Origin of the sequence: Dermacoccus sp. UBA1591 (assembly GCF_002322065.1) — a bacterium.
Lineage (GTDB): Bacteria > Actinomycetota > Actinomycetes > Actinomycetales > Dermatophilaceae > Dermacoccus > Dermacoccus nishinomiyaensis.
Genome location: NZ_DCNR01000046.1, coordinates 3,713 through 16,282, shown reverse-complemented (window position 1 = coordinate 16,282; position 12,570 = coordinate 3,713). Strand labels below are relative to the sequence as shown.

Below are 12,570 nucleotides of genomic sequence, written 5' to 3'. Positions count from 1 at the left end.
TCGCCGCACACGATGGCGTTCGTCGGCTTCGCCCTCGCCGCGGCGTCGTTCTGCGTCATGGTGCGCCCGGGCATCCGCTTCGGCGCGGACGACGTCGTCGTCACCAACGTCGTGCGTGAGGTGACGCTGCCCTGGCCGGGCATCTCGCACGCCACGTCGAAGGGCAGCCTCGTCCTCCATGACAACGACGGGCACAAGACGACGGTGTGGGCGATCGGCTCGCAGAAGGCGCGCGGCGCGCGCAACACCGACGACGCGCGTCTCGGCATCCTGCCGACCGCGTCCCTGCGCCCGATGCCGGGCACCCTGACGCAGCCTCCGCGCTCTGCCGGCGCGCTGCGCGAGGCCCTCGACGCCGAGACGGTGGACAACCCGACCGATGTCGCCTCCGGTCGTCGCGTGCGCTGGCTGCCGCTGCCGTGCGCCCTCATGGCCCTCGCGCTCGTCAGCGTCATCGTGGCGGTCATCGGATGAGGTGGAGCGCCACGCGACAGCGCGCGGGGGCCTCGCGGGCCGACGATTCGTCGGCTGCCGAGTCAAATGGTTCAGGCCATTCGCCCGATTCGACCGACGGCGAGCGTCCGAGCGGGCGAGGCTACGGCGCCTTCGTCGCACGTCACGCCAAGGCCATCGTCCTGACGTGGTTCGTCGCCGTCGCGCTGGCCTTTGCGACGACGGCCGGCGCCTTCGGCGGCGGCGGACTCTTCGCACACCTGCAGCAGGCAGAGCCGTTCGTGCCAGGTGAGGCACACACCGGCAACGACATGCTGCTGACCGGCGACAAGGCCGGCGGCAGCGTCGCCGTCCGGCTCGACGGGGTGGCGAGTTCACAGCAAGCGGCTGTCGGCGCGAAGGTGCAGCAGGTGATCGACGACGTCGTGCACACGGCGGCGGTCGAGTCGGCGTACTCACCCGCGGCGAAACGCGACCCGCGCGTCGCTGCCGCCTACCGTTCCTCGAGCGCACCCGAGTCGATGGTCTTCGTCGCCACGCTCGATGCTGGGCTCGACAAGAGCGTGCAGGAGGACGTGAGCGCGCAGGTCACGAAGGCCGTCGAAGCGGTGACGCCCGCGGGGGTGCGCGTGCGCACCGGCGGGTCCGTGGAAGTGCTCAAGCGCATCACCGATCAGGTGCAGGAAGACCTCAAGACCGGAGAGGGCATCGCCTTCCCGCTGACCCTCATCGTCATGGTCATCGTGTTCGGAGGATTCATCGCGGCGGGCCTCCCCCTCATCGGCGCGATCGCTGCGATCGCCGGCGGGCTGCTCGCGCTGCTCGGGTTCAGCCACGTCACCGACCTCGATGCGACCGTCGTCAACATCGTCACGATTCTTGGTCTCGGCCTCTCGATCGACTACGGCCTGCTCATCGTCGGACGCTTCCGCGAGGAACTGTCGCGCCTCGCGCTGCAGCGCGAGGCCGACGGCCTCGACGGGGTGCTCACGAGCGCCGACCACGACCTCGCGACCCAGCGCACGATCGCGACGGCCGGGCGCACCGTTCTCTTCAGCGGGCTTACGGTCGCGATCTCCGTCGCAGGGCTCGTCCTGTTCCCCGCATCGGTGACAAAGGCGATCGGCCTCGCCGGCCTGTCCGTCGTCGCCGTCGCCTGCCTCGCGGCGCTGACGCTCGTGCCCGCCTGCGCGCGCCTCGCTGCGGCGCGCCTCGCGAAGAAGAGCGTGCAGCCTGACGCGGACGAGGGACGATTCGCCGACCTCGCCCACGCCGTCCAGCGTCATCTGTGGATCTCGATCTGCGGTGTCGTCGTCGTCCTGCTCGTGCTGGCCGCGCCGCTGCTCGGCATGCGGCAGGTGAGCTCGACGAGCGCGTTGCTGCCGACGTCGGACCCGCAACGCACCCTCATGAACGACCTCGCCCACGACTTCCCTGTGCTCGGCGAACCCGCCGTGAGCATCGTCGGCGAGACCGACGTGGCGACGATGACGAAGTGGGTCTCGAGGGATGTCGCACACCGCGAATACGTCACCGGGGTCAACCCCGTGCGTGACCTCGGCGACGGCAAGGTCGCCGTCGGATTGCGAGTCGACGGGGCCACCCCCTCCAACGGGCGCACGCAGCACGTCGTCCACGACCTGCACGCTCACCGCCCAGGATTTCCGACATGGGTGACGGGCCAGCAGGCCAAGCTCGACGACTACACGCACGCCATCGCTGCGCGAGCCCCCTACGTCGTGCTCGTCGTTGCGTTCGCGACGCTCGTGCTGCTGTTCCTCATGACGGGATCGCTCGTCCTGCCGCTCAAGGCCCTCCTGTTCAACGCCCTCTCCCTCGGCGCGAGCCTCGGAGCGATGACGTGGATCTTCCAGAACGGCCACTTCGAATCGCTGCTCGGCTACACGAGCAACGACGCGATCGAGTCGACCGTCCCCGTCATCCTCATCGCGTTCGGTTTCGGCCTGGCGATGGACTACGAGGTATTCCTGCTCTCTCGCATCGTCGAGGCCCACGAACATGGTGACGACGACGCGCGCGCCGTCGCCGTCGGCATCCAGCGCAGCGGACGCATCGTGACGAGCGCCGCACTTCTCATGGTCATCGTCATGCTCGGGTTCGCCGCGGCGAAGATGGTCATCATCAAGCAGATCGGCGTGGGCCTCGCCCTGTCGATCATTCTCGACGCCACGCTCGTCCGCATGATCCTCGTGCCCGCGACGATGACCGTCATGGGCCGGTGGAACTGGTGGGCCCCCGCCCCGATGAAACGCTGGCACGCCCGCTTCGGCCTCCGCGACTGACTCCCCCGCGAATCGCGTCCCCCTTTGCGAATCCCGTCCCCAACGGCGATTTGCGGTCACATTCGAACACCGGCGCCCTCGAGCATCCGGCGCATGCCGGCCGCGCCGCTGCTGGGGTCATGCAGATGTGCCCGGATGCCGCAGGACGTCGCCGCCGCGACGTTGCGGGCCGAATCGTCGACGAACACGATCTGACCCGCCGGGACGTCCAGCCGGTCGATGATCGACGCGAAGAACGCCTCGGCCGGTTTGCACGCGCCGAGCTCGCAGGAATAGAACTCCTCGTCGAACACTCCGGCGTAGCGGCGGCGCATGAGGTCACGGCGCACGTCCTGCTGGTTGGTTGCGAGATGCACGCCGTACCCGGCACGTCTGACCTTGGCGACGACGGCCATCGCCTCTTCGTCGATGTCGAAACGCGACCACAGCTGCAGCGCGTCATCGGGATCGAGCGCGACCCCGTGCTCCTCGGCCGCGGCGACGAGGCAGTCACGCATCCTCGCCTCGCCCCGCATGGCGGGCAGTTCGCGGGCGAACACGACGGACGCGAAGCCCTCGCCACCGATCGCGTCGAGCGCACCCACCCAGCCGTGACGCGCGTGCTGCAGCACACCGTCGGCATCGAACATGACGGTAGCCGTATCACGCATGTGGCGACCCTACGGCTGAAAGGGGCAAGCCCTGAAACCGTTGTCGGGCCCAGCACCCCCGGCGGCGCGTCGCGCAGAATCGGTCGAGCCCCTGACGTCATGCGACGTCAGGGGCTCGACCCGTTGATCGGTCGCCGATCATCCGATCACGACTTGTTGGGCGACACCTCGGCCGGAGCGGCGGGCGATGCGGCGTCCGCAGAAGCCTCACTCTTGACCTGAGGCTTGGCGTCCACACCCGCCTCCTTGCGCTGCTGAGCGGAGATCGGGGCGGGCGCGGCCGTCAGCGGGTCATAGCCGCCGCCGCTCTTCGGGAACGCGATGACGTCGCGGATCGAGTCGGTGCCCGCGAGCAGCGAGACGATGCGGTCCCAGCCGAACGCGATGCCGCCGTGCGGGGGCGCACCGAAGCTGAACGCCTCGAGGAGGAAGCCGAACTTCTCCTGCGCGTCCTCCTCGCTCAGACCCATGACCTTGAAGACGCGCTCCTGCAGGTCCTTGCGGTGGATACGAATCGAGCCACCGCCGATCTCGTTGCCGTTGCACACCATGTCGTACGCGTACGCGAGCGCCTCGCCTGGTTCGGTGTCGAACGTGTCGACGTACTCGGCCTTCGGCATCGTGAACGCGTGGTGCACGGCCGTCCACGTACCGGAGCCGACGGCGACGTCCCCCGAGGCGACAGCGTCGGCGGCAGGCTCGAACAGCGGCGCGTCGACGACCCACAGGAAGCTCCACGCGTTCTCGTCGATGAGGTCGCAGCGCTTGCCGATCTCCAGACGCGCTGCGCCGAGCAGCGCGCGCGACGCCTTCGTCGCACCCGCGGCGAAGAAGATGCAGTCGCCGGGCTTCGCACCGACGTGGCCGGCGAGGCCCGCCACCTCGGTCTCGGTGAGGTTCTTGGCCACCGGGCCGGTGAGCGAGCCGTCCTCCTGGACGAGGACGTACGCAAGGCCCTTCGCGCCGCGCTGCTTCGCCCACTCCTGCCACGCGTCGAGCTGACGACGGGGCTGCGACGCACCACCCGGCATGACGACGGCGCCGACGTATTCGGCCTGGAACACGCGGAACGTCGTGTCCTTGAAGAACTCCGTGCACTCGACGAGCTCGTTGCCGAAGCGCAGGTCGGGCTTGTCCGAGCCGTACTTCGCCATCGCGTCGGCGTACGTCATGCGCGGGAACGGCGTCGGCAGGTCGACGCCGATCGTCGCCCACACGGCCTTCGCGATCTGCTCACCGAGCTCGATGACGTCGTCCTGCTCGACGAAGCTCATCTCGATGTCGAGCTGCGTGAACTCGGGCTGACGGTCGGCGCGGAAGTCCTCGTCGCGGTAGCAGCGCGCGATCTGGTAGTAGCGTTCCATCCCGGCGACCATGAGCAGCTGCTTGAACAGCTGCGGGCTCTGCGGCAGCGCGTACCAGCTGCCCGGCGCGAGACGAGCGGGGACGAGGAAGTCACGAGCGCCCTCGGGCGTCGAACGCGTCAGCGTCGGCGTCTCGATCTCGACGAAGTCGCGCTCGTTGAGCACGGCGCGCGCAGCCTGGCTCACCTTCGAGCGCAGACGGATCGCGTCGCCCTGGTCCTTGCGACGTAGGTCGAGGTAGCGGTACTTGAGGCGCGCCTCCTCGCCGACGGTGATGCGCTCGTCGATCTGGAACGGCAGCGGCGCCGCCTCGGAGAGCACCTCGATCTCGTTCGCGACGACGTCGACCTCACCTGTCGGCAGGTTCGGGTTGACGTCCTTCGGCTCGCGCGCGGCGACCTCACCCGTCACCTTGATGCAGTACTCGGAGCGCAGACCGTGCGCGGCGCCAGTCAGCACCTCGTCGCGTGCGACGACCTGGACGATGCCCGAGGCGTCACGCAGGTCGACGAAGGCGACACCGCCGTGGTCGCGACGCTTGGCCACCCAACCCGTCAGGGTGACGGTGTCACCGACGTCGGCTGCGCGAAGGGTTCCGGCTTCATGGGTTCGAAGCATGATGTTCCTCTCGATTCGTTCCATGCGGCGACGCGTCGATCGGACGATGCTCGACCGGGCGCCCCACGTGGGAGCAGCCCGGGAGGTGTGGGCGGGGGCCAGGTCGCGGTGCCACCACACCTTCGCCGAAAGATCTTCGGCCTCTCGTCGGTGACGCCGGACGCGCGGTCCGCCGCAGAACACGCCCGTCACGGGCGATGCTCGGGCGGGGTGTCAGGCCGCCACGGCGTACCTGCTCATTCTAGGTGATGCCGCGTGTGCGACGCGCCCGTGTTTTTCGCGGCTCAGTCGAGCTCGTCCCCATCGACGTAGAACCAGCGGCCGGCGCGGCGTTCGAAGCGCGAGTGCTCTCGCAGCACCCCGCGACGGCCGTCGTCGGCGAGGTAGGACGCCTCGAAGGTGACGGTGCCGCGCGTATCGGCCTCGTTCATGCCGCCGTCACCCGTGTCGAGCACCCGCAGGGCCAGCCACGTCACGCCGTCGAGGTCGCCGACCTGAGCCGGGCGCGTGCGCGGATGCCAGGTGCGCCAGAGGTGGTCGGCGTCACGTAGCACGAACGCCGTGTAGCGCGAGCGCATGAGCGCTTCGGGCGTCGGCGCGAGCACGCCGTCGAGGACGAGCGGGCCGCAGCATTCGCGCAACGAGCGCCCGGGAACCCAGGCGCAGGGGCACTCAGCGTCCGGGCCGGGTCGCACGCTTGGGTCAGCCGCAGCAGGCATGGGTCTCCTCGGTGACGGGCTCGCGCAGCGATCGGCGCGCGGCGGTTCGTTGGCACGACGATAACCTGTGCGCCATGACGAAGCGGATCGCGATGTACTTCCTCGGCGGAACCATCTCCATGTCCTCCGATGACGGCGCCGGAGTGCGCCCCACGCTCGGCGCCGACGACCTCATCGCCGCTGTCCCCGGCCTCGACGCAGCTGACGTCGACCTCACCGGCGAGACGATCGCGCGCGAACAGAGCGGTTCGCTCACCCCGGCGCACCTGCTCGAGGTGCTGCAGCGCGCGAGTGCCTCCGACGCCGACGGGTTCGTCCTCGTCCAGGGCACCGATACGCTCGAGGAGAGCGCCTACCTGCTCGACCTGCTCTGGGACGACGGGCGCGCGTTCGCCGTCACGGGCGCGATGCGCAACCCGACGATGGCCGGGGCCGACGGAGCCGCCAACATGCTCGCCGCGATCCGCGTCGCCGCGAGCGACGCCGCGCGTGGGCTGGGCGTCGTCGCCGTGTTCGCCGATGAGATCCACGCGGCGCGCTCGGTGACGAAGGGCGACACGTCATCGCTCACGACGTTCGTCTCCCCCGACTGCGGCCCGATCGGGCGCGTCCTCGAAGCTCATACCCACCTCTTCCACCGCCCCGCGCGACTGCGGGCCCTCCCCCGGCCTGACGCCGTCGACGCCGAGGTGCCCGTCCTGACGGTGGCACTCGGGCAGTCGGCGCGGGCGCTCGACGCCGTGAGCGCGGGCGCCGACGCGCTCGTCATCGCCGGCCTCGGAGCCGGGCACGTGCCCGGGTGGTGGGCCGAGAGCGTCGGACACATCGCGGCCCGCATTCCCGTCATCATGACGAGCCGGACCTCCTCGGGCCCGGCGCTCGTCGAGACGTACGGTGCGGTCGGCGCGGAGGTCGACCTCCAGCGCCGCGGCGTCGTCATGGGTGGCTACCTGCGCGCCGTGCAGGTGCGACTGCTCGTCATGACGATGCTGGCCACCGGGGCGTCACGCGAGAGCATCGCCGCCGAGGTGCGCCGCCGCGGCGGCTACCGCTGACCCGCTACCGCTTCGGAGCGAATGCCGGGTGCACCGACCACGGGGTGTCGGGGGCGCGCAACGGCGCCCAGCCCGCGTCGCGCGCCGCGCGAGCCGCGAGGCATGACATGAGCAGCGTCGGGTTGTGGAGGCGCCCCGCGAGCGCTGCGCCGACGACGTCGTCGAGGCGAGCCCAGCCGGTCGGCATGTCGAGTTCTTCCTCCTCGCGCTCGAACCGGTCATCCTCCGACACGTCGGTGAGGTCGCGGGCGAGGAAGACGCGAAGCTGCTCCGAGAGCCCGCCCGGTGACGAGGCGTAGTCGATGAGCAGGTCGAGTCGTCCGGCGCGCAGGTCGGCCTCTTCGTAGAGCTCACGCAGCGCCGCCTCGTGCGGCGGCTCGCCGTCGACGTCGAGCAGCCCCGCCGGGATCTCCCACTCCTGCGCACCGATGGGGTGCCGGTACTGGCGAATGACGAGCACCTCCTCGGCGCAGGGTTCGCCGCGCATGGCGAGGACGGCGACGGCGCCCGGGTGGCGGACGAAGTCACGGGTGACGCGCCCGGCATCGCCGAGATCGGCTTCCTCCTGGACGACGTCCCAGACCCGTCCCTCGTAGACGACGTCGCTGCGCACGACGGGCGCGGGGGTGTAGTCGTCGACGAGTTCGCTGGGGGTGATCGTGGGGTGCATGGAAGTCATGCCACCGATCCTGACACACCGGACTGGCACCCGGTCGCGCCCGGCCGCTACGTCGCAGGCCGACGTCCCAAGAAACGCCGAGGAGGGCGGCGCCGTCTCCGGCATCGCCCTCCTCGATTCATGACACGCGGCCCGAACAGCAGCCGCACGTCGTCACTTGCTCGGTCGCTCCAGCGCGGCCTGGACGAGCCCCGCGAACAGCGGGTGCGCGCGGTGCGGTCGCGACTTGAACTCCGGATGAGCCTGCGTCGAGACGTAGTACGGGTGGACGTCCTTCGGCAGTTCGACGAACTCGACGAGCCCGAGCTCGGGGTGCGTACCCGAGACGACGAGGCCAGCGTCGCTGACCTGCTCGAGGTAGTCATTGTTCACCTCGTAGCGGTGACGGTGACGCTCGCTCACCTCCGTCGTGCCGTAGGCGTTCGCCACGACCGAGCCGTCGAGCAACTTCGCCGGGTAGGCGCCGAGGCGCATCGTGCCACCGAGGTCGCCGGCGCCCTCGACGAACGACTTCTGCTCCTCCATCGTCGCGATGACGGGGTGTGACGTCTCGGGGTCGAACTCGGAGCTTGACGCGTCAGCGATGCCCGCGACGTTGCGCGCGTACTCGATGACCATGCACTGCAGGCCGAGGCAGATGCCGAGCGTCGGCACCTTGTTCTCACGGGCCCACTTCAGCGCGCCGAGCTTGCCCTCGATGCCGCGCACGCCGAACCCGCCGGGCACGAGCACCGCGTCGACACCCGACAGCGCCTTCTTCGCGCCCGCGTCGCTCGTGCAGGTGTCGGAGGCGACCCAGCGGATCTTCACCTTCGTGTCGTGATGGAAACCGCCGGCGCGCATCGCCTCGGTGATCGAAAGGTAGGCGTCGGGCAGGTCGATGTACTTGCCGACGAGGGCGATCTCGACCTCGTGCGCCGGACGGTGGACGTGGTCGAGGAGCTTGTCCCACTGGGCCCAGTCGACGTCACGGAACGGCAGTCCAAGGCGGCGGATGACGTACGCGTCGAGCCCCTCGGAGTGCAGCACGCGCGGGATGTCGTAGATGCTCGGCGCGTCGACGGCGGCCGCGACGGCCTCGGAGTCGACGTCGCACATGAGCGAGATCTTGCGCTTGATCGGCTCGGGGATCTCGCGATCGGCGCGCAGGATGAGCCCGTCGGGCTGGATGCCGACCTGACGCAGTGCAGCGACGGAGTGCTGCGTCGGCTTCGTCTTCAGCTCACCGCTGGGGCCGATGTACGGCACGAGCGAGACGTGGAGGAAGAAGACGTTGTCGCGCCCCACGTTGTGGCGCACCTGGCGTGCGGCCTCGAGGAACGGCAAGGACTCGATGTCGCCGACCGTGCCACCGATCTCGGTGATGATGATGTCGGGTGCGTCGTCGCTGTTCGCCTCGGCGCGCATGCGCTCGACGATCTCGTTCGTGATGTGTGGGATGACCTGCACCGTGTCACCGAGGTATTCCCCGCGACGCTCGCGTGCGATGACATCGGAGTACACCTGGCCGGTCGTGACGTTGGCGCGCCCGTGCAGGTTGACGTCGAGGAATCGCTCGTAGTGACCGATGTCGAGGTCGGTCTCCGCGCCGTCTTCGGTGACGAACACCTCACCGTGCTGGAACGGGTTCATCGTTCCCGGGTCAACGTTCAAGTAGGGGTCGAGCTTCTGCATCGTGACGCGCAGGCCGCGCGAACGCAGCAAACGGCCGAGACTGGATGCCGAGAGGCCCTTTCCGAGGGAGGAGGCCACGCCTCCGGTGACAAAAATATGCTTCGTCGTCTGATCCACCACGGAATGCCAGCATACTTCATCGAGAGGTGTTCGGGCGACAGGGCTGCCGCACGATGGATGTGAACCCAGAGAACGTTCATGCGCTCGACTTCTGTGACGCGCCGGCCGCCGCCAGCAGGGATTCGGCGTGCTCGCGCGCGACCGCGCTTGTCGTGTCGCCACCCAGCATGCGCGCGATCTCGGTGACGCGCGCGTCACCCGTGACGGCGGCGACGCCGCTCTCGGTGACGGCGCCGTCATGCGATTTGTGGACGACGAGGTGGTTGTCGGCGTACGCCGCGACCTGCGCCAGGTGCGTCACGACGATGACCTGCGCGCTCTGCGCGAGCCGCGCCAGGCGCGCGCCGATGTCGTGCGCCGCCTCGCCCCCGACGCCGGCGTCCACCTCGTCGAACACGAACGTGGGCACGCTGCCCGTCGAGGTCACCACCTCGAGGGCGAGCATGACGCGCGACAGCTCACCACCGGAGGCGGCCTTCGTCACCGGCTTCGGATCCATGCCGCGGTTGGCCGACAGCAGGATCGTGACGTCGTCGATGCCGTGCTCCGAGGGTTTGACGAGGCGCCCGTCGGGCAACTCGAGGCCCTTGTCGGCTTCGGCGATCGAGACCTCGACGACGAGGCGAGCCGAGCCCATCGCGAGGTGATGCAGCTCCTGCGTGACAGCCTCACCCAGTCGCTCGGCCGCGGATCGACGCAGATCGTGCAGCGCGAGAGCATCAGCCCCGACCTTCGGCGTGAGCCCCGCGACCTCGGCGTCGATCGCGGCGATGCGATCGTCCGAGCCGGCGAGCTCCTGCGCCTCACGCCCGGCCTGTTCACGCCACGTGAGCACGTCGTCGAGTTCGGGCCCGTACGCCTTGAGCAGCTGGGTGATGGCGGCGCGCCGCTGATGCACCTCCTGCAACCGCTGCGGATCCATGTCGATGGCGGCCGCGTACTGCGCCACGTCCGCGGCGAGGTCGGCCGTGAGCGTCTGCACCTCCCGCAACCGCTCGATGAACGGTGCGAGGTCGGCGTCCAGCGTCACACCCGACTCGAGCCCACTGCGCGCAGCAGCCATGAGCGCCAGCGCATTCGGCTCGTCGGGCGACAACTCGTCGCCGGCCAGGGCCGCACCCGCACCACGCGAGGCGGCCAGGAGATCCTCGGCATGCGTGAGCCGCTCACTCTCCGCCGCGAGTTCGACGTCCTCACCCTCGATCGGCTCGATCTCGTCGATGCGCGCGATCCCAGCCTCGAGCATCGTGAGCCGCTGCGCGCGCTCCTGCGCCTTGAGCGTCAACTCGCGCCGCTCGGCCCGCAGCGCCTTCAGCCTCACATACCCGTCGCGGTAGCGCTGCGCCACCTCCGAGAGTTCGGGGCCTGCGAACGCGTCGAGGATCTGACGGTGCTCCTCGGGCTGCTTGAGCCGCCATTGGTCGGCCTGCCCGTGCACCGCGACCAGCTCATGCCCGATGCGCGCCAGCACGCCTGCGGGGACACTGCGCCCGGCCACCTGCGCACGCGAACGCCCCGTCGCGGCTACCGAGCGGCTGAGGATCACCTCGTCGCCCGCCTCCACGTCGAACTCATCGGCCAGCGCGGCCGCGCTCACATGCTCGCCCGGCACGTCGAGGAACCCCTCGACGAGCGCCGACTTCTCCCCCGTGCGCACCCGATCGGCGTCAGCACGCTCACCGAGCAGCAGCCCGAGACCGCTGACGACCATCGTCTTACCCGCGCCCGTCTCGCCCGTGACCACGTTGAGCCCCGGGCTGAGTTCGAGCGTCGCGTCGGCGATGACACCCATGTTGCGAATCCGGATTTCCCTCAGCACGCTTCCCACCCTAGGGGCACGACGCGACGAATGGTGATTCGAACACGCTTACGAACAGATGAACTTTTCAATGCGCGCGTCGCGTGCCGCGCCAGCCCTCGACCGACAGGTCGAACTTGCGCACGAGACGATCCGTGAACGGCGCGGTGCTCAGGCGCGCCAGCGTGACGGGCTTGTCGCTCGCGTGCACCTCGACACGGGCGCCGTCGGGCAGATCGAACGGGCGCCGCCCGTCACACCACAGCACGGCGCGCCCCTGCGCACCGGGCACGAGTTCGACGGCAAGTTGCGCGCGCGGCCCCAGCACGAGCGGGCGCGCGAACAGCGCATGCGCCGAGATCGGCACGAGGAGGATGGCCTCGGTGTCCGGCCACACGACCGGTCCTCCCGCGCTGAAGGCATAGGCCGTCGACCCCGTCGGCGTCGCGATGACGACGCCGTCAGCGCCCCAGGACGCGAGGGGACGGCCGTCGATCTCGACGGTCAGTTCGAGCATGCGCTCTCGTGCGGCCTTCTCGATGCTCGCCTCGTTGAGCGCCCACCCGCGGTGCAGTTCCACCTCACCGCGCCCGTCGGTCGCGACGACCTCGAGCGTCGCGCGGGTCTCGACGATCCACGAGCGCTCACGCACGCAGGCGACGATCCGCTCGACGTCCTCCTTCTCCGCCTCGGCGAGAAACCCGACGTGGCCGAGATTGATGCCGAGCAGCGGCACCCCGCAGTCGCGCGACAGTTCGGCGGCGCGCAGGATCGTGCCGTCACCGCCCAGGACGACGGCGAGCTCGCACGCCACCCCGGCTTCCTCCGGCGCGACGGTGACGACGCCCGGCCGCTGCGCGATCCCGAAGGCCGCCAGCTCGTCGGCGATGCCCGCGACCTCGATCCCGGCGGCCGTCAGCCCTTCGACGAGTCGCTCGGCGACCTCGTAGGCCTCGGGCCGGCGCGGGTGGCCGATGAGCAGGACGCGGCGGTTCATCACTCGCTCCTTCGCGTGAGGTCGCGGATTCGCTGGTTGCCGGAGGCGTCGTCGAGTGCGCCACCGACCGCGGCGCGACGCAACCAGACGAGGTATTCGTGGTTGCCGTGGCTGCCCACCATCGGGCTCCACGCGAGACC

Annotated in this window: 10 protein-coding genes; 3 read left to right on the top strand and 7 right to left on the bottom strand. The window is 69.8% G+C overall.

From position 1 onward, the window contains the following. Together B2284_RS04940 and B2284_RS04935 are read left to right on the top strand one after the other, a co-directional pair. On the top strand, window positions 1–474 hold a 474-nt coding region (locus B2284_RS04940), incomplete at its 5' end, for a hypothetical protein (RefSeq protein ID WP_286697263.1). Then, on the top strand, window positions 471–2,756 hold the full coding sequence (locus tag B2284_RS04935) for an MMPL family transporter (RefSeq protein WP_083607103.1): 2,286 nt from the start codon (window positions 471–473) through the stop codon (window positions 2,754–2,756). The genes B2284_RS04940 and B2284_RS04935, both read left to right, overlap by 4 nt. A 56-nt stretch (window positions 2,757–2,812) precedes the next feature. Here the strand turns inward: B2284_RS04935 and B2284_RS04930 are convergent, their stop codons facing one another. The 3 genes from B2284_RS04930 to B2284_RS04920 all read right to left on the bottom strand — a co-directional run bounded on the left by B2284_RS04930 (window position 2,813) and on the right by B2284_RS04920 (window position 6,107). Beyond that, entirely contained in the window at window positions 2,813–3,406 is a 594-nt protein-coding gene (locus tag B2284_RS04930) for an HAD family hydrolase (protein WP_074045226.1), read from the bottom strand. A gap of 146 nt (window positions 3,407–3,552) precedes the next feature. After that, window positions 3,553–5,388, bottom strand: a complete 1,836-nt coding sequence (gene aspS, locus B2284_RS04925; protein ID WP_074045463.1) for an aspartate--tRNA ligase — start codon at window positions 5,386–5,388, stop codon at window positions 3,553–3,555. A gap of 284 nt (window positions 5,389–5,672) precedes the next feature. Further along, window positions 5,673–6,107, bottom strand: a complete 435-nt coding sequence (locus B2284_RS04920) for a YchJ family protein (protein ID WP_006943881.1) — start codon at window positions 6,105–6,107, stop codon at window positions 5,673–5,675. A 74-nt stretch (window positions 6,108–6,181) separates the two neighbouring features. Between B2284_RS04920 and B2284_RS04915 the strand changes: the two genes are divergently transcribed. Continuing rightward, on the top strand, window positions 6,182–7,162 hold the full coding sequence (locus B2284_RS04915; protein WP_074045225.1) for an asparaginase: 981 nt from the start codon (window positions 6,182–6,184) through the stop codon (window positions 7,160–7,162). Window positions 7,163–7,166: 4 nt separating this feature from the next. Here the strand turns inward: B2284_RS04915 and B2284_RS04910 are convergent, their stop codons facing one another. The 4 genes from B2284_RS04910 to B2284_RS04895 all read right to left on the bottom strand — a co-directional run bounded on the left by B2284_RS04910 (window position 7,167) and on the right by B2284_RS04895 (window position 12,430). Beyond that, window positions 7,167–7,841 (bottom strand): NUDIX domain-containing protein, encoded by a 675-nt coding sequence (locus B2284_RS04910; RefSeq protein ID WP_074045224.1) that lies wholly within the window; start codon window positions 7,839–7,841, stop codon window positions 7,167–7,169. Window positions 7,842–7,994: 153 nt separating this feature from the next. After that, window positions 7,995–9,632 (bottom strand): CTP synthase, encoded by a 1,638-nt coding sequence (locus B2284_RS04905; RefSeq protein ID WP_074045223.1) that lies wholly within the window; start codon window positions 9,630–9,632, stop codon window positions 7,995–7,997. 79 nt (window positions 9,633–9,711) lie between these two features. Then, window positions 9,712–11,454: a DNA repair protein RecN gene (recN, locus tag B2284_RS04900; RefSeq protein ID WP_074039578.1), complete on the bottom strand. Its 1,743-nt coding sequence runs from the start codon at window positions 11,452–11,454 to the stop codon at window positions 9,712–9,714. Between the two features lie 67 nt (window positions 11,455–11,521). Further along, window positions 11,522–12,430, bottom strand: coding sequence for an NAD kinase (locus B2284_RS04895; protein WP_074039489.1), 909 nt, complete (start codon window positions 12,428–12,430; stop codon window positions 11,522–11,524). Window positions 12,431–12,570 lie beyond the last annotated feature (140 nt).

Excerpts from the sequence above, each read along its gene's own strand:
- B2284_RS04910 (WP_074045224.1), bottom strand. The coding sequence starts at position 7,841 with ATGACTTCCATGCACCCCACGATCACCCCCAGCGAACTCGTCGACGAC.
- B2284_RS04915 (WP_074045225.1), top strand. The coding sequence starts at position 6,182 with ATGACGAAGCGGATCGCGATGTACTTCCTCGGCGGAACCATCTCCATG.
- aspS (WP_074045463.1), bottom strand. The coding sequence starts at position 5,388 with ATGCTTCGAACCCATGAAGCCGGAACCCTTCGCGCAGCCGACGTCGGT.
- B2284_RS04935 (WP_083607103.1), top strand. The coding sequence starts at position 471 with ATGAGGTGGAGCGCCACGCGACAGCGCGCGGGGGCCTCGCGGGCCGAC.
- B2284_RS04920 (WP_006943881.1), bottom strand. The coding sequence starts at position 6,107 with ATGCCTGCTGCGGCTGACCCAAGCGTGCGACCCGGCCCGGACGCTGAG.
- B2284_RS04930 (WP_074045226.1), bottom strand. The coding sequence starts at position 3,406 with ATGCGTGATACGGCTACCGTCATGTTCGATGCCGACGGTGTGCTGCAG.
- B2284_RS04895 (WP_074039489.1), bottom strand. The coding sequence starts at position 12,430 with ATGAACCGCCGCGTCCTGCTCATCGGCCACCCGCGCCGGCCCGAGGCC.